This window comes from Microbulbifer sp. MKSA007 (assembly GCA_032615215.1).
Lineage (GTDB): Bacteria > Pseudomonadota > Gammaproteobacteria > Pseudomonadales > Cellvibrionaceae > Microbulbifer.
Genome location: CP128433.1, coordinates 4,926,885 through 4,943,345 on the forward strand (window position 1 = coordinate 4,926,885; position 16,461 = coordinate 4,943,345).

A 16,461-nucleotide genomic window follows, 5' to 3' on the forward strand; every position below is an offset into this window, starting at 1 on the left:
AGTAATAAAAACTGATGTCGCAGAAAAAACTGCTTTGATAGTTCAGCAATCAAGTATGATTATGGGTTCACACTTGTACTATCTCATAGAAGTTTTAGATGAAAAAGAATTCATAAGTATATGTAAAAAATTCGGAAAGGTAATGAGAGAAGCTCATTTGCAAATACTTGATCCAATATGGAAAGCCCACCCTGAGCTATTAGCTGAAGAACTGGGTGGAGAATACAAAATTGATAAAAATATGTATTTATAGCTTCAATCGCTTGTTAAAAAATATGCATACAATGACTCGGAGTCCTAACTTGAAAAACCGTACACACGCCACTCTGAACTCCCAGTAAACTATTTGCCGTTTATCACTACACTATGCCGCATGGAACACATGACTCCACATGAATTTATCAATAGCCTTTTAGAAGCCTGCCCTGATATCGACTCGGAGTGGCAGGAGCACCTTGATTTTTGGGACGGTGATATTCCTGGATTCTATAATGACATAAGCGTAATCGTTCATTACGTACTTTCAAAATATAGAGATAATGACTTTCAGGATCTTGAAAATGTAGCCTTAGTTGTTGACCTTGGTCTTAACTCAGGGAATCCAGAAACATCGGAGCTTGCATTAATTGGGTTTCTTGAAGGTATATTATTCGTCGGATCACATGAAAATCTATCTCCCATAAATCATAAGCACTGGTTGCGTGAACGATCCTATTGTGCACTTGTCAACTTGAGCGAGGCGTTCGAAAGTCTAAATAACAAGTAACGACAGCATTACTTACTACAGATATTAGGTCTAGCGTACCAGCTTCTTGCCAAATAATTTCAAATAATTATTTAGCCCCAGTGATACACTATATAAGGCGCCCATTTATTTAAAACTCACTAGAAGTTTGTGCGCAATGATGAACCAACGCATATAAAACAAGGAATGAAATCGTGCTAAAAAAGATAGCGCTTCTCGCACTAGCTACAATGATCACTGCCTGTGTTTCACCTATTCCGTTACAGGAGCAGTCCGCAAAAGCAGAGTACACAACTAAAGAGCCTGTTTTAATTTCTGTTATTGATCAGCGTAAACGTGTTCAAGAAGGGAAAGATAAGAACTTTATAGGAAAAGCCCACGTTTCATTTGGTATCCCGGTCGATTGGCATGTTAATCAGGTGTTAGCTACAGAGCCGGGAGATAAAGAAAAGAATCTGGCTCAGTTTCTACAAAGCCGATTGACTCACGGCTTGAATGAAACGGGCTGGAATACCACAGCAGTAGATTTAGATGAAGTGCCGAGTGATGAAGCCATCAAAGCCTTGATGGAAGAAAATAACACCGAAAAAATGATTAGTCTTGTGCTTAATGAGTGGTATTTCAGTGTTAACTTGAACTGGGTTTCAGCATTCAACTTCGACACAAATACCGACATCCTCGTATACACCCTGGAAGAAGGGAGGTTACTTGCCAAGAATATTGCTGAAAGGGATGTCGTTGATGAGCAGGCTAATGAATCTCCACAAAACAATATCTTGCGAGCCTATAAAGCCCAGCTAGATCAGATTGTGAATGATGAGGAAGTTCGCAACGCAGTATCGTTTGATCAATAAGCGGAAATTGATTTAGACGCTTATAAAACAAAAAAGGCTGTGGGGATTACCCACAGCCTTTTTTTAATATGCTTTTCAGCACATTCGCTCTATTAGTCTTCAGACTCTGAGCGATATGTGTCTGCATCCAGCATATTGTCCAGCTCGCTCACGTCGGAGGGCTTGATGCGGAAGAACCAGCCATCGTCGTAAGGAGAGGAGTTTACAGTTTCCGGAGCTTCTTCCAGAGCTTCATTGACAGCAACTACTTCACCGGAAACCGGGGAGTAGATATCGCTGGCAGCTTTAACGGATTCAACTACACCTGCCTCGTCACCAGCAGCCAGGTTGGTGCCCACTTCTGGAGTCTCAACGTAAACCACATCACCCAGGGCATCTTGAGCGTGATCGCTGATGCCGATGGTTACGGTGCCGTCCTCTTCCAGGCGTGCCCACTCGTGGCTGGAGAGGTATTTCAATTCATTGCGGATTTCGCTCATGCTGTTATCCCTTGATTAAGCATCTAAGTTTATTGTCTTAGTGACGCGTACACCTCTGGGCGACGCTTAAATAACTGACTTGCCGTTGCGTACGAAGCAGGGCTTAACCACCTTGACTGGCTGCAGTTTCTTGCGGATTTCCACCTGTGCGGTATCACCAACACTCACCGGAACTCGCGCCAAGGCGATAGAGTAACCCAGTGTGGGGGAGAAAGTGCCGCTGGTAATGATACCCCGGTCATCACTATCGTCTACCACTACCGGTTGACCTGCGCGCAATACACCGCGCTCTTCAAGCACCAGGCCTACAAGCTTGTGCTTAACGCCATCGGCTTTTTCCTGCTCCAGAACACCACGGCCGATAAAGTTGCGGCTCTCCGGTGCCCAGGCAACCGTCCAGGCCATGTTGGCAACCAGCGGAGAGGTCTCATCGTCCATCTCATGCCCATACAGGTTCATACCCGCTTCCAGGCGCAGGGTGTCGCGTGCACCCAGTCCACAGGGGGAAACGCCCGCTTCGGCCAGGGCGCGCCAGAAACCACTGGCGTCTTCACCCGGCAACATAATTTCCAGGCCATCTTCACCGGTGTAACCGGTGCGCGCTACAAACCAGCCACCTCGGGCAACGCTTTGGAAAACTTTCAGTGCGTCAATCGCGGCAGTCCAATCAATGCCCAAAACCTCTTTGGTTTTCTCGATGGCATTGGGGCCCTGGATAGCGACCATCGCTACATCCGGGCACTCAGTCAGGGTCACATCGAAGGACTCTGCCTGCTTGCGCATCCACGCCAGGTCTTTTTCGCGAGTTGCACAGTTAACAACCACTCGATAGCCGGGATCGCGCAGGTAGACGATCAGGTCGTCAATCACACCGCCTTTGTCATTGAGCATGCCGGTGTAAAGGGCCTTACCCGGGTTGCCATCCAGCTTGGCCACATCATTGGCCAGCAGGTAGCGCAGGTAGTCGCGGGCCTGGGCGCCATCTACGTCGACCACGGTCATATGGGAGACATCGAACATCCCCGCATCGGTGCGCACCTTGTTGTGCTCATCCAGCTGCGAACCGTAGTGCAGCGGCATGTCCCATCCACCGAAATCCACCATTTTGCCGCCCATAGCGACATGCGTGTCATACAGAGGAGTTCTATTTCCCATTTTTAAAATCTCAGTCCGTCAGGTTCCGAAGCGGCGTATTCTAGCGGCTTGGGTACCGGCCTTGCCAGCGGGGCAGACGCGGCAATATATATGCTCTGCAAGCCTAGCAGGCATTGGTAGTAAAACCTGTCCAGGTTCACAGAGGCCGTCAAAGATTCCGCTGGCGCTCTATCCTGCATTCGCCCGTGTTTGGGAATCGGGCAATACCCAATCCCCACTGTGTTGGGCTAGTGCAGAAATGATCATTTTTTAATCAGGGGAACTCTTAATCAGTCGCTGCCTCGATCGCGCCCTTGACCAGCCTCTTCCGCGTTCTCTTCTGTGTTTGCGGATTCGTCGACTTTGAGGCCGTACTTCTTCGATCTCCAGCGCCACAAACGCTTAGCCAGCTCCTGGCGATCGGGTGTTTTATCTGCTTCGTCGACAATTTCTTCGCCGAGCAGGGTCTCCAGCAGATCCTCCAGGGTCACCAAACCCTCGAGACTGCCATATTCATCCATGACCGCACTAATCTGCACGCGGCGGGACAGCATTTTCTGGAACGCTTGGTAAATAGTGGCTGTTTCCGGCAGGATCAACATTTCACGGCGAAAATCCGCCAGAGTTTTCTGGTGCTCGCTTTTGGCGTAGGCCAGCAGTAGCTCCTGTCGCAATACAAAACCCACCACACAATCCGGGTCGCGATTTTCATAGACCGGGATACGGGAGAAACGCCCTTTCTCTGCATCCTCGTAGGCCTCTTCCACAGTGATGTCCTGCGGCAGGGAGAAGACCACCGTGCGGGGAGTCATCACCTCGCGCACGGAGTGGTCCCGCAGGGTGAAGAACAGGTTGCGCAGGATACTGGACTCCCGCTGCTCTAACTGCCCTTCCGCCTCGCCAATTTCCGCCATAATGGCAAACTCATCGCGGCTGAAGCCCGTCAGGGTTGGGCCATGGGACAGGCCTTTGGTCAACCACTCGGACATTTTTACAAACGGGTGGAGTAACCAGACCAGGCCGCGCAATACATAAGCGGTGCTAGGGGCCAATTGGCGCCAGTACACGGCTCCCAGTGTCTTGGGAATAATTTCAGAAAAACCAGGATCAACAGGGTCAGGATCGCTGAGGCGATACCCAGGTACTCATTGCCAAAAACCGCTGCTGCCTGGGCACCGGCACCTGCAGCACCCGCTGTGTGCGCGACGGTATTCAGGGTGAGGATAGCGGCCAGGGGGGCATTAATATCGGATTTTAATTTGCGCAGCAAAGACCCCGCTTTATGCCCCTCCCGCTCCATCAGACGCACGTATGGCGTTGTTACGCTGAGAATAACTGACTCTGCTATCGAGCACAGGAAAGAAAAGCCAAGGGCAATAAAAACGTAGGTTATCAGTAAAATCATATAATTCAGGTTGAAGCGGGATAAGAGTTAAATTTTCGCGCACCACCAGCAACGCAGTAAACCAGCGCAATCAAAAAACCGGCAAAAAAGCCTCCTAAATGCGCAGCATTGGCGATGCCGATCCCAGTAAAATAGGTAATCACTCCAAGAACGCACAATATCATCCACACAATCGCCAGGGTAATAATACCCGGGGGTATATCTCTCCATGCCGGTTGCCAACGCTGCATCACCACAGCAAATCCGACCAGCGTGTATACAACACCCGACATTCCAGCGAATATCACCTCGGGCTTCCAGGCATATTGGGATAAATTAGCTGCAATCCCGCCGAGCAACACTAGAAGGCTATAAATAAATGGCCCTCCGCGTGCTTCCAATGGACGCCCAAGTATCCAGATAGCCAGAGCATTGAACAGGGCATGCTGAAAAGACAAGTTGATGATTGCAGGGGTCCACAATCGCCAAAACTCCCCTCTCTCCAAGTGCCACATTAAAGACGACTGTGAGAAAAGTGGGCCACCACTGGTATCTGGATATATTAAAAGCGGGGCAGACAGATTATTGGAATGTAAAAACCAACCAAAAAAACACAGGCCGATAAGCAGTAAACTAATCGGTGTTTTATCCATTGGGAAAGTCGGTAAAAATGAGGGGCTTACAGGTGCTTTCTCCTTTGGTGCTTGTCCCTCTTCACCCGGTAAATGGTCGCCGTCCTCTGGTTCCGCCTTTGTTAGCTGAACTCTGTCCAGATCAACTAATCCCCGCTCCCAATCTTGCAAAAGCGGCTTCAGCAATTCAGCTATACCTGAATCTGTCGTCAACAACGCCTGCTGATTTTTTTCCTCAGCAATTCTCAATGGCAATTGGTAACGCTGTATTAAGCGAAAAAGCGCGCTGAGATCCTTTGATATAGGAAATGAGTAAACAGTAATCCAGTGACTCAATTGAAATTAACCTTTTTTACCGACGGCAAGGCTTTTAATTCCCCTCTGCCTCTGGGAAAAGCCACTAAGTAGATAGGCAAACACCAGCAACTTCTCTGACACCCCCACCGAGCACTTTCTCCCGATCCGTTTTGCGGGAATAGCAAATTTAAACAGCCATAGCCCGCATAATAATCCGCTTCTTTAACATGGGGCTGGCATCTACCATGCTCAACCCAGTGTTACGCAGCCAGCGCCAGTGCACATCACCAGCACCGAACAAAGACTTAAAGGCGCTCATCGCTTTCATAGTGGCGGCGTTGTCGCCGCGACGGCGGCGTTCGTAGCGGGCCAACACTGAAGAGTGAGAGGGCTCCAGGCCGCGCGCCATAGCGCGGTCAATTTCATCTGCCAGCACCCGCACATCCTGCAACCCAAGATTTACACCCTGGCCTGCGAGGGGGTGGATACTGTGGGCGGCGTCTCCCACCAATACAGCACCGGGGCCACGATAACGTTCCGCATGGCGCGCGCGCAGGGGAAGGAAAAGCGCTCACTGACGGATTCCACTTTGCCCAAACGGCTCTCAAAGGCTTTTTCCAGGTTCAGGGCAAAGGCCTGGTCATCCAGCATCAATAACTCCTGCGCCAGCGCTTCATCCGCAGACCAAACCACGGCGCAGTGATTGTCATCTCCCAATCCCGCGAGAGGTAAAAATGCCAGTGGGCCCGTTTGTAAAAAACGCTGCCAAGCGGTGTGACGGTGAGATTTCTCACTGCGCGCGACACACACCAACGCAGTTTGATGGTAATCGGTATCCTGGGAGCGGATATGCAGTAAGTCCCGCACTTTAGAGCGGGCGCCATCGGCACCGATTAACAGGCGGGTGCGCACTATCTCTGGTTGCTCACGCAGGCCATCCTCTTCATTTAAGCGATCTTCACCGCGAGGCTGTAAATGCCAGAGTCCGCAGTCGCGCCACCAGCTCTCCAGGCGAAAACCATTGACCAACTCCACGTTGGGCAGGGTTTCCAGCCGTGCTCTTAACGCGGCGACAATGACATTATTCTCGACGATATGACCGAGATTCGGCAGCTGCACATCGCGACTGTTAAAGCTTACTGAGCCGGTTCCATCTGCATCCCAAACCCGCATCTCCACATAGGGGCAGGCGCGGCGGCTGGCAATATCATCCCAGGCTCCCACCTCTTCGAGCAGCTCGCGGGAGGCCTGTGTCAGGGCTACCACGCGGGGTTCATACTGCGGTGACAATTGCGGCGTTGTTTCCGGGGACGCCTCCAGCAAGGCCAGACGCATGCCCGGGTGCCGAACTGCCAGCAGCGCTGCCTGCGCCATGCCCACCATGCCCGCACCCACAATGGCAAAATCCAAACGATGTCTGTTCATAAAAGCCAATTCCGCTGAAGTGGCAGTAGCCGTCCCCGACCCTGCACTTTTAAAGCCCAAATCCCGCCGCTTGACTGACAAATTCCCGGCGCAGCGGCGGGACCATTGTAAGGCCGAGCATTCCCAACTGACGAATTCCCTGTTGCAGCCAACCGGAAGAGGAAAACAGTGTGGGAATACGGTCACTGAATCCAATCGTCAATTGCTGGTCCAGCTGGCGCATTTCTCCGTATTTCTGCAGGAAATCGAGCCGCCCTGGCAATGTATCCGACGTCACTGTCGACAGGGCTTGTGCCAATCCATAACAGTCCCGCAGAGTCAGGTTAAAACCCTGCCCTGCTACTGGGTGCAGAAAGTGGGCGCAATTGCCCATCAACACCACATTCCGGCGCCACTGTTCCTGAGTGATCGATAAACTCAGTGGATACCCCTGAACAGCTCCCACTTTAATAAAACGTCCGGCACGCCAGCCAAATACCTGCTGCAGTTTTTTCAGGCGTTCAGCCTCAGGCATTACACCGACACGCTCAGCTTCTGCTTCCTCGCAAGCCCACACTAGTGCCGCGCGGTGCTGCCCTTCTCTATCTGGCAGCGGTAAAAGTGCCATGGGGCCCATTCGGGTGAAGCGCTCGTAAGCCACACCTTGGTGAGGCTGTTGCAGAGCGACCGTAGCGACCAGTGCTCTCTGAGGGTACTTAACCGAGCTGATCTCTATTCCCAGCTGGCGGCAAAGGGGGAGTTCACCCCATCGGCAACGACCACCAATCCGCAGGACAGTGCCTGATCGGGGGAATTATCCTCGGATCGCCACAACAGGTTTGCGCCCGCAGAGGTCATGGTAATGTCAGTAACCTGCGCCGGCGCTAATAATTGGGTGGAAGTGCTAGTCAGTGCACTGTGGAGAATCGGGCCCAGCGCTGCATTTTCTATTACTGCGCCCAGAATGCCCTCAAAGTTGACTCCCTGTCCCTCACGGGTCGAGAGGGCGGCGCCAAATGCATGCCCCCGGTCACTCACATGAATACGATCAATCGGAGCGCTATAGGTTTGCAGAGCAGGCCAGAGTCCAAGCTCCGCAAACAATTGCAAGCTGCCTGCGGCAATGGCCGTGGCTCGCGTGTCGAAACTCGGCAACTGAATACTGGCAGCGGCATCCGGCAGTGCTCTCTGCTCCAGGAGCGCCACACTGAGTTGAGGACAAAAATGTGACAACATCAATGCCAGGCTGGCTCCCGCCATACCGCCACCGACAATGGCCACATCTACTTTACGCGCCGACTCACCCATCCCAATTCCCCCTTTGATTATTCGGCATTGAAATATTATTGGCCGAACAATCCAACAATCACTTCTAACGGGTCAGTAAGTCCCGCCCGTGAAGCATGGTGTATTCAATATCTTCAATCGCTTTTGGAGCCGCTGCTGAGAGGATCTGAGGCCCTCTATTGGTAAGTGCGACATCATCTTCGATTCGAATTCCAATCCCGCGAAATTCTGCGGGAATACTCTCGTCGTCCTCCGGGACATAAATTCCGGGTTCGACCGTCATTACCATTCCGGCTTCCAGCTGGCGCCAAGCTCCATGAATGCGATAATCACCCACATCGTGCACATCCATGCCCAGCCAATGGCCAACCCGGTGCATATAAAACTGCCGATAAGCGCCAGACTCTATCAACCCCTGGGTGTCGCCTCGCAACAGTCCTAAATCGACCAACCCCTGAGTGATTATCTCAACACTGGCAGCGTGGGGATGATCCCAGTGATTGCCCACTGAAACCTGTCCAATCGCCGCTTGCTGTGCCGCCAAAACGATCTCATAAAGTGCGCGCTGCGGTCCGCTAAATGAACCATTAACCGGGTAGGTGCGAGTAATATCGGCCACATAACCACGGTACTCACACCCCGCATCCACCAGCACCAAGTCCCCATCGCGCAACTGGGCATTGTTACTGCAATAATGCATCACCAACGCATTGCCACCACCCCCAACGATAGTGGGGTAGGCTGTTTCCCGGGCTCCGGAGTCGACAAAGGTATGCAGGAGGGCAGCCTCCAGCTGGTATTCGTAAAGGCCCGGCTGGCATCGGGTCATAGCCCGGCTGTGTGCCTCGGCACTGATTTTGGCCGCCTGCTCCATTAAGCGAATTTCCTGGGCCGACTTAATCAGTCGCATTTCCCGCAACTGGTAATCGAGGTCGACCATTTCCGGTGCCCCCCCGGTATCCGGCGCTGCGGTAATCCGCTCCAGGTAATTGCGGATTCGCTTATCCAAATGGGCGTAGCGGCCCATGGGGAAATAGAGCAGCTCGCGCCCTTCTAGCAGCCCCGGCAAAATATCATCGAGATCACCGATGGGAAATGCATCGTTCAAGCCGCACTGCTGCATCGCGCGCTCCGGCCCCAGGCGCGGGCCATCCCACTTTTCTTTTTCCGCATCGCGCTCGCGACAGAACAACAAGGTTTCTCCCTGTGTTCGTCCCGGCACCAAAACCAGCAGCGCTTCCGGTTCATCAAACCCAGTGAGATACAAAAAATCACTGTCCTGGCGAAACGGAAAATAAGTATCCCGGGAACGCAGTTGCTCCCCAGCAGATGACACGATTGCCAAACTACCTGCGGGCAATTCTGCCATCAGGCGGTTGCGTCGGCGGGCGTACTCAGATCGACTGATTCCCGCTGTGGTTTTCGGGGTCTTAGACATCAGTGAATGGTGGGCTCGCTATTGGAGTCCTTACCCTTTACCTCAGTAAATATATTGAGTACGGCTACGCGCACGTATTCCTGCAGTTCCACCAGTTGCAGCTCGGTCTCCTCACCCTCTTCAACATGTTCGGCATCCAATTGGGCGATGGCACTAATATCTTTTAAAGCTTCGTCACTGGTGGGCATCAATTTTTCCCGGGCCCCGCCGACACCAAAGCCGTGCAGGAATCCATCGCACCAATGGCCCAGCGCCAGAGCGCGGGAGACAACATCTTCGTCATCGCACAGCACCAACTGAAAATCGAAGTTAGAGCCGTCGAGCTGCTTGTGACTTTCCTCAGTCAGCTGGAAAAAATCCCGATTGAGATCTGCCGGCACCGCCTCCACATCGAGCAATCCGGCCAGCTCATTCTGCCAACGCTGTTTGTCCGGTCGCTCGCCCGCCGCCAAAATGCCACAGATAAAACCGTGCAATTCACTGGGATCAGCCTGCCCCCCAGCTGAGAGAATGGCGTTGGCGAGGAGTTCAAATCGGCTAGCTTCAGAAGTCATGGTTACCGTACAGCTTTTTGTAAATTAGGCTTTTCAATCCGGCCGTCACACTGGTGCCAAACCGGGAATTTGAGGCATTAAGAGACAATTTTGTGATTGTCCGCGCAGGTGCAGCGATTGACCCACCAATACGCCGGCAATATAGTAGCGGAATCCCTCGCAGTCTGTCGTGTTGCGAACTCAGACGTCGACCTCAAATGCAGGAAATATGGATAAGCTGCAAGCGCTAGAAAGCACCGTGGATTCACTCATTGCCCGCTGTCAACAATTGGCAGATGACAATCGTGAATTACGCCGGCAGGAAGCCGACTGGCTGCGTGAACGCCAGCGCCTGATAAAAAATAACGAGGCCGCCCGCTCGCGGGTAGAAGCTATGATTAACCGTCTTAAGGGGCTAACGCAAGATACCTGATGTCTGAAACCGCATCACCCTCCGAAACTGTAACTGTTTCTATTCTCGATAAAGAGTACCGTGTCGCCTGCGCGGAAAGCGAGCGTGCCGGACTACAGGCTTCGGCACACCTGCTACACGAACGCATGTCCCGCATCCGCGCAACAGGTACTGTCATCGGCTTAGAGCGTATCGCCGTAATGGCAGCGCTTAATATTGCCCACGAGCTTATCCAGGCGAAAGCTGAGCTCAGCTCCATCCCCCTGCAAGAGGAAATGTTGGAGCGGCTTACTGATAAGGTGCAAAGTGCACTGGGCGAAATAGACTCGGAAGAAAAACTTTAGGAGTAAGGTGACAAGAAGCCACTTTCTGCTACCGGTCACTTCATTTAAATTTCTGGTTAACAGCCCCCCGCTCTACAAGTTATAATTGGTTCATACCCTGGGGTGTTGGCCAGCAGACTATGTCCTTGAGCCGATAATCTTACCCCGGTGGTTTCCAGCGGGTGCTGGTGAGCAAGTCCGCCTTGTAGCGGAAAGCCTTATGTACTCCGGATCCCACCACCTTGAACCTTACGGTTCAAGGCTCCGTCTACAGCCGCACACTCGGGGTACCCTATTTCTTCACGCTCTTCTCTTCCCACAATGACTGAAACCAAAACGCAACTGCGCCGCCGTATGCGCGCGGGGCGACGGGAACTCAGCGCCTATCAACAGCGTTTGCATGGCCGTGCAGCCATCACTCTCCTGAGCCGTATCCCACAAATGAATCGAGCAGTGCATGTCGGTATCTATTGGCCGACTGATGGCGAGCTCGATGTCCGCTATCTGCTGCAACGTTTTCCACAAAAACATTTTTATTTGCCACAGCTGCCGGCAGAACCACACCCCCACCTCCGGTTCAGGCGTTGGCAAGGCGAACCCTTGGCTTTTCGCAATCGCTATCGCATTCCGGAGCCTGTGCGCACAACTTACCGCGCTCCCAAGCTCCTGGATCTTGTTTTGGTTCCTCTGGTCGCCTTCGACCCCAGCGGAGCGCGCTTGGGTATGGGGGCCGGTTTCTACGATCGGACTTTTGAGCGCAAACAGTTATTACCAGGCACTGGACCACAACTTATCGGCGCGGCGCACCATCTACAATGTGTGGATAACCTGCCCACAGACAATTGGGATATTCCACTGGATATGGTGGTTACAGAGCAAAGGATTTACCGCTGCCGCTAAAAAGTGGGTAGTGGAGCACAAAAAAAGCCGGACACCTCAGTGTCCGGCTTTTTTTGTGTTTGCTCGTGGGCAGAGCGCCCCCCGGCATCAGCCTAACGGGTAACCACTCCCTGTTGCAGAGCAGCCGGCGGTTCAGCTTCGGAAGAAAATACCTCAGATAAACCACTGGTACTCAACAGAACGCCCGCGACAAAGACAACCACAGCGATTGTCAGCGCATCGGCTTTCATTGGGACCATCCTGTACGATAATTTTGTTTTTATATGCGTTTCGCCCCGCTTATGACCAGAGCCACAGCAAAAGTTCCACGCGAATAGACAATACTCAAGAAGCGGCGTAATAGTAACCGTTTATTGGATATTTTATGAGTTTTTTGTCTCAAAATTAGACAAGCAAGTTCGACAAAACAGGATTTGCAGTCTATACACGTTTCGATAAATGAGACGTCTTTCTCAGATATCGGGAAGCGATGGTTTAAGCGCCCAAAAATAACCGATAAGCCGGATTCTGTGTTTCATCCCAAAAACGAAATTGAAGCTGGTGTAATAGTGTCTGTAGTTCGTCCCTCGCTGCCGGCTCCACCTGCAATCCCACAAGAACACGCCCATAAGCTGCCCCGTGATTGCGATAGTGAAACAGCGTTATATTCCAACGCCCGGCGAGATGCTCGAGGAACTTGCGCAAGGCCCCCGGGCGCTCGGGAAATTCAAAGCGGTAAATAACTTCGTCGGGCAAGCCCGGCACTCTACCTCCCACTAAATGGCGAATATGCAGTTTCGCCATTTCGTTATCGGTAAGATCGGTAACCTGATAATCTTTGGACTCAAGCTGACTGACCAATTGGCTGCGGTCTTCCTCAGATACCACCTGCAAACCCACAAAGATATGCGCTTCGTTATCACTGGCAAAACGATAGTTAAACTCAGTAATTGAGCGGTCCCCTAAATCCCGGCAGAACTGCAGGTAACTTCCCGGTTGCTCAGCAATTTTTACTGCGAGGACCGCCTCGCGCTTTTCACCGATCTCAGTGCGCTCACTAATGTAGCGCAGGCGATCAAAATTAATATTGGCTCCACTGCACACTGTGGCGAAGGTGCCATTGCGATTGTCGTTTTGCTCCAGATATTTCTTCAGCCCCGCCAAACCGACGGCCCCGGCCGGCTCAGCGATAGAGCGTGTATCCTCGAATATATCCTTAATGGCCGCACAGATTTCATCGGTACTAACAGTGATAACCCCATCCACGGTTTCGCGCAGAACCCGGAAGGTCTCCTCACCGATTTGTGCAACGGCAACACCATCGGCAAACAAGCCCACCTCCGCTAGCCGAGCGCGCTCGCCGGCTTTCAGCGCGGCCTCCAGACAGGCAGCATCCTGCGGCTCTACACCGTAGACTTTGGTTTCCGGACGTACATATTTGATATAGGCGGCCATACCCGCAGCTAAACCACCCCCTCCGACCGGAATAAACACCGCGTCCAGGTTACCCGAGTGCTGTCGCAGCATCTCCATAGCCACGGTGCCCTGGCCGGCGATTACATCGGGGTCATCGTAGGGGTGGATAAATACCAGCCCCCGCTCTTCAACCAGCTCGCGAGCCCTCGCCGCCGCTTCATCAAAAGTATCCCCATGTAGCACGACTTCGGCACCGCGCATGCGCACAGCACTCACCTTAATTTGCGGGGTGGTTTTGGGCATCACTATAGTGGCGCGCACTCCCATTTGGGCAGCGCTCAGGGCAAGCCCCTGGGCATGGTTACCCGCCGATGCAGCAATCACTCCCCGGGCCCGCTCCTCGGCGGGCAACTGCAGGAGCTTGTTGTATGCCCCTCGAATCTTGAAGGAAAACACCGGCTGCAGATCTTCGCGCTTCAACAGAATCCGGTTGTTAAACCGATGGGAGAGTTGGCGCATTTGCTCCAATGGCGTCTCGGTAGCGACATCGTAAATACGTGCGTCTAAAATGCGCTTGATATAGGACTTGGGCATGACGTGTTTGACGGCCGTAGCGGTTAATTACTGTGCGCGACTCAGCGTAGACTAATAGCAGGGTTACAAAGGCCCTGTGTGAAGCGCAGCACCGGCATGACAGTCTAAGCCTTGAGAAGCACATTTGCCACAAAAAACAACCAGACGCGCTTTTTTTATCGTCAGATACAAATTAAGGCGAAATAATTGCAAAGGAAACTATCCAGAGTATGACCCAGGATGAATTGAAACAGGCGACAGCTCGCGCCGCTATCGACTATATCGCCCCGCGCCTGGAGGACAATTCCATTGTCGGCGTAGGTACCGGTTCCACAGCTAACTTCTTTATCGATTACCTGGCGGAGATCAAAGGTACCTTTGACGGTACTGTGGCCAGTTCTGAAGCCTCCGCACAGCGACTCAAATCCCACGGCATTCCCGTTTATGAGCTTAATGCCGTCGACAGCATCCAGTTCTATGTGGATGGTGCCGATGAAGTGAACCCGGCCCTTGAAATGATCAAAGGTGGTGGTGCTGCATTGACTAGAGAAAAAATCGTGGCGGCCTGCTCTGAAGAATTTATCTGCATTGCCGATGAGAGCAAGTGGGTAAAAGTCCTGGGAGAGTTTCCCCTACCGGTTGAAGTTATCCCCATGGCACGCTCGCTGGTTGCCCGGGAGCTGGTTAAACTGGGCGGTGATCCGGTTTATCGTCAAGGTGTGATCACAGATAATGGCAATGCCATTCTCGATGTATACAATCTGCGTATCGAACACCCCACTGTCCTTGAAGAAACCATCAATAACATTACCGGTGTGGTGACCAACGGTATCTTTGCCAAGCGCTCCGCCGATATTTTACTGCTTGGCACCAGTGCCGGAGTGAAGACCATTACCGTTTAAACATGTCGTAAATAGTTATGCACAAAAAAATAAAAAATGCGGACTGCTGGTTTTGCTCAGTGCTGTTGCACTGAGCAGCGGCTGTGCAACCGCACCTCCAAGTAATCTCGACAACGTCTGCTCTATTTTCCAGGAAAAAAAGAAGTGGTACGGCGAAGCAAAAGACGCGGAGGAAAAATGGGGCTCTCCAATTGCAGTGATGATGGCAATCATGCACCAGGAATCCCGTTTTGTGCATGATGCCAAGCCCCCGCGCACCAAGATCCTGGGCTTTATCCCCGGCCCGAGGCCTTCCGATGCCTACGGTTATCCCCAGGCTCTGGGGACCACTTGGCGCCACTACCAAAGGTCTTCCTTTAACTACGGTGCCGATCGGGATGATTTTGGCGACGCCATCGATTTTATCGGCTGGTATAACAACACCAGTGCACGCCAGTGCCAGATACGCGCCAATGACACCTACAGCCTTTACCTCGCCTACCACGAGGGGCACGGTGGTTTTAATCGGCGCACTTTCCAGAATAAAGCCTGGCTAAAGAATGTATCCCACAAGGTATCTGCCAGGGCGCAAAAATATCAGCAACAACTCAATAGCTGCGAACAGTCGCTGAAAAAACGCAAGAAATTTCTCTGGATTTTCTAGCTGATCACAACGACCGTTAGTCGCAAGGCCCACCTCGGTTTAAATCCGGTGCAGTTTTCCTGCATTATGAGCGGCGACAGCCGCTCGCTAAATTTTATGACCTCACAACCACTCCAGGAAAAATTCTCCTTGCTGGCGGAAAAAGGCGCTACAAGGCGCCAGAAACTGACTACGCTGAAGACTAATAGCTACCCGCTTTAGACTTGGTACAGGTCACTAAAGCTCCGCCACAAGCATAAATTTACAGCCCCAACGTGACGCTGGGTGCTCCCTCTGAGAAGCAAAAGCGTCCTTATACTTTTTGGAGTGCCCGATGAAGCTCTTTTTGAAATACCTGGCTGTATTGGCAATATCACTCAGCGTGCCGATGACCTTCGCACAACCTGCTACCAGCCAAACAACCGCCCCCAAAGCTTCGTTTAGCGAACCGCAGCTCAAGCAATTTGCCAACGCCTATCGCTCTATCGTGATGCTGAGTCGAGAATACGCTCCCAAACTGAAAGCGGCTGCCGATATCAAGGAAGCGGAAGCGATCAACAAAGAAGCACAGGGAAAAATGATCGCCGCAATTGAAAAAGCCGGCCTTTCCAAAACCAAATACCAGGAAATTGCCAACAGCATTAAATCGAATCCCGCCCTACTGGAGAAAGTGAACAAAATTCTTCAGCAAAGCCATGCGCCACAGCAGTAATCCAACTTTGTGAGTGGCGCTCTGATCAGCTCATTGCGTCACTCAAATCCAGCTTTACATCTAACACCTGGCAAATAATCGGCAAATTGGTTTTCACCCAATTCTTGTCAAAAGACCCCCAATCACGCAGCAGGTAGTAGCCGTCATTGTGGCGCACGCCCTCCTGAATGAACTCTACAACTGTGCCATGCCCCGGCAATCCTTTCGCAATAATGTCCTGCACCGTACGGCGAGGCCATCCAGTTGCCTCCTCCAAAGTAGGATTATTGGGACGCGGAATATGCTCGATCAGGTAAGCAATCAACATTCGCCGGCAGATGGTCGGGTTTAACAGACTTGCAACAGACGTCGGTGACATTTGACCAGTCCTTCACTAACGGAATTTTTCCTATTGTTGACGAATATAACTTACAGGTCGAGGAAATAGTGATTCAC

General features: G+C 52.0%; 22 protein-coding genes, 1 other RNA gene and 1 pseudogene. 10 read left to right on the forward strand and 14 right to left on the reverse strand.

The window, feature by feature from the left end; genetic code table 11:
• The first annotated feature begins 55 nt into the window (after positions 1-55).
• The 3 genes from QT397_24845 (at position 56) to QT397_24855 (ending at position 1,599) form a co-directional block, all read left to right on the forward strand.
• Positions 56-253 carry a hypothetical protein gene (locus QT397_24845; GenBank protein ID WNZ56031.1) on the forward strand — a complete coding sequence of 66 codons (198 nt, stop codon included), beginning with the start codon at positions 56-58 and terminating at the stop codon, positions 251-253.
• A gap of 129 nt (positions 254-382) precedes the next feature.
• On the forward strand, positions 383-766 hold the full coding sequence (locus QT397_24850) for a hypothetical protein (protein WNZ56032.1): 384 nt from the start codon (positions 383-385) through the stop codon (positions 764-766).
• Between the two features lie 173 nt (positions 767-939).
• Entirely contained in the window at positions 940-1,599 is a 660-nt protein-coding gene (locus QT397_24855) for a hypothetical protein (protein WNZ56033.1), read from the forward strand.
• 92 nt (positions 1,600-1,691) lie between these two features.
• Here the strand turns inward: QT397_24855 and gcvH are convergent, their stop codons facing one another.
• The 11 genes from gcvH to QT397_24910 form a co-directional block, all read right to left on the reverse strand.
• Complete coding sequence (gene gcvH, locus QT397_24860; protein ID WNZ56034.1) at positions 1,692-2,078, reverse strand: glycine cleavage system protein GcvH; 387 nt, start codon at positions 2,076-2,078, stop codon at positions 1,692-1,694.
• Positions 2,079-2,144: 66 nt separating this feature from the next.
• A complete protein-coding gene (gene gcvT, locus QT397_24865; protein ID WNZ56035.1) occupies positions 2,145-3,233 on the reverse strand; it encodes a glycine cleavage system aminomethyltransferase GcvT in 1,089 nt (362 codons plus the stop codon).
• Between the two features lie 269 nt (positions 3,234-3,502).
• Complete coding sequence (locus tag QT397_24870; GenBank protein WNZ56036.1) at positions 3,503-4,279, reverse strand: CBS domain-containing protein; 777 nt, start codon at positions 4,277-4,279, stop codon at positions 3,503-3,505.
• On the reverse strand, positions 4,204-4,617 hold the full coding sequence (locus tag QT397_24875; protein ID WNZ56037.1) for a DUF21 domain-containing protein: 414 nt from the start codon (positions 4,615-4,617) through the stop codon (positions 4,204-4,206). Before QT397_24875 ends, QT397_24870 begins: the two co-directional genes overlap by 76 nt.
• A 5-nt stretch (positions 4,618-4,622) precedes the next feature.
• The gene (locus QT397_24880; protein ID WNZ56038.1) at positions 4,623-5,564 is read right to left on the reverse strand and encodes a rhomboid family intramembrane serine protease; all 942 of its coding nucleotides are present in this window, start codon (positions 5,562-5,564) and stop codon (positions 4,623-4,625) included.
• A 148-nt stretch (positions 5,565-5,712) separates the two neighbouring features.
• On the reverse strand, positions 5,713-6,033 hold the full coding sequence (locus QT397_24885; protein ID WNZ56039.1) for an FAD-dependent monooxygenase: 321 nt from the start codon (positions 6,031-6,033) through the stop codon (positions 5,713-5,715).
• Positions 5,985-6,950 carry an FAD-dependent monooxygenase gene (locus QT397_24890; protein ID WNZ56040.1) on the reverse strand — a complete coding sequence of 322 codons (966 nt, stop codon included), beginning with the start codon at positions 6,948-6,950 and terminating at the stop codon, positions 5,985-5,987. Before QT397_24890 ends, QT397_24885 begins: the two co-directional genes overlap by 49 nt.
• Before the next feature lie 49 nt (positions 6,951-6,999).
• A complete protein-coding gene (locus QT397_24895) occupies positions 7,000-7,557 on the reverse strand; it encodes an FAD-dependent monooxygenase (GenBank protein ID WNZ56041.1) in 558 nt (185 codons plus the stop codon).
• A 104-nt stretch (positions 7,558-7,661) separates the two neighbouring features.
• Complete coding sequence (locus tag QT397_24900) at positions 7,662-8,237, reverse strand: FAD-dependent monooxygenase (protein WNZ56042.1); 576 nt, start codon at positions 8,235-8,237, stop codon at positions 7,662-7,664.
• Positions 8,238-8,301: 64 nt separating this feature from the next.
• Positions 8,302-9,654, reverse strand: coding sequence for an aminopeptidase P N-terminal domain-containing protein (locus tag QT397_24905; GenBank protein ID WNZ56043.1), 1,353 nt, complete (start codon positions 9,652-9,654; stop codon positions 8,302-8,304).
• The gene (locus QT397_24910) at positions 9,654-10,208 is read right to left on the reverse strand and encodes a UPF0149 family protein (protein ID WNZ56044.1); all 555 of its coding nucleotides are present in this window, start codon (positions 10,206-10,208) and stop codon (positions 9,654-9,656) included. The genes QT397_24905 and QT397_24910 overlap by 1 nt, the downstream gene beginning before the upstream one ends.
• Before the next feature lie 208 nt (positions 10,209-10,416).
• On the opposite strand from QT397_24910, the gene QT397_24915 reads away from it, so the two are divergent.
• The 4 genes from QT397_24915 (at position 10,417) to QT397_24930 (ending at position 11,822) form a co-directional block, all read left to right on the forward strand.
• A complete protein-coding gene (locus QT397_24915; GenBank protein ID WNZ58597.1) occupies positions 10,417-10,620 on the forward strand; it encodes a TIGR02449 family protein in 204 nt (67 codons plus the stop codon).
• Positions 10,620-10,943, forward strand: coding sequence for a cell division protein ZapA (locus tag QT397_24920; GenBank protein ID WNZ56045.1), 324 nt, complete (start codon positions 10,620-10,622; stop codon positions 10,941-10,943). Before QT397_24915 ends, QT397_24920 begins: the two co-directional genes overlap by 1 nt.
• A gap of 91 nt (positions 10,944-11,034) precedes the next feature.
• A non-coding RNA gene (ssrS, locus tag QT397_24925) (6S RNA) lies at positions 11,035-11,215 on the forward strand.
• A gap of 28 nt (positions 11,216-11,243) precedes the next feature.
• Positions 11,244-11,822 carry a 5-formyltetrahydrofolate cyclo-ligase gene (locus QT397_24930; GenBank protein ID WNZ56046.1) on the forward strand — a complete coding sequence of 193 codons (579 nt, stop codon included), beginning with the start codon at positions 11,244-11,246 and terminating at the stop codon, positions 11,820-11,822.
• Between the two features lie 92 nt (positions 11,823-11,914).
• On the opposite strand, the gene QT397_24935 is transcribed toward QT397_24930, so the two are convergent.
• Together QT397_24935 and ilvA are read right to left on the reverse strand one after the other, a co-directional pair.
• Complete coding sequence (locus QT397_24935; GenBank protein WNZ56047.1) at positions 11,915-12,052, reverse strand: hypothetical protein; 138 nt, start codon at positions 12,050-12,052, stop codon at positions 11,915-11,917.
• 244 nt (positions 12,053-12,296) lie between these two features.
• Positions 12,297-13,814 (reverse strand): annotated as a pseudogene (gene ilvA / locus QT397_24940) (threonine ammonia-lyase, biosynthetic).
• Positions 13,815-14,020: 206 nt separating this feature from the next.
• Between ilvA and rpiA the strand changes: the two are divergent.
• The 3 genes from rpiA to QT397_24955 all read left to right on the forward strand — a co-directional run bounded on the left by rpiA (position 14,021) and on the right by QT397_24955 (position 16,026).
• The gene (rpiA, locus tag QT397_24945) at positions 14,021-14,692 is read left to right on the forward strand and encodes a ribose-5-phosphate isomerase RpiA (protein WNZ56048.1); all 672 of its coding nucleotides are present in this window, start codon (positions 14,021-14,023) and stop codon (positions 14,690-14,692) included.
• 52 nt (positions 14,693-14,744) lie between these two features.
• Positions 14,745-15,335: a hypothetical protein gene (locus tag QT397_24950; protein ID WNZ56049.1), complete on the forward strand. Its 591-nt coding sequence runs from the start codon at positions 14,745-14,747 to the stop codon at positions 15,333-15,335.
• Between the two features lie 313 nt (positions 15,336-15,648).
• Positions 15,649-16,026 (forward strand): DUF4168 domain-containing protein, encoded by a 378-nt coding sequence (locus QT397_24955; GenBank protein WNZ56050.1) that lies wholly within the window; start codon positions 15,649-15,651, stop codon positions 16,024-16,026.
• A gap of 25 nt (positions 16,027-16,051) precedes the next feature.
• Here QT397_24955 and QT397_24960 read toward each other — a convergent pair whose 3' ends face one another.
• On the reverse strand, positions 16,052-16,384 hold the full coding sequence (locus tag QT397_24960) for a helix-turn-helix domain-containing protein (protein WNZ56051.1): 333 nt from the start codon (positions 16,382-16,384) through the stop codon (positions 16,052-16,054).
• Positions 16,385-16,461 lie beyond the last annotated feature (77 nt).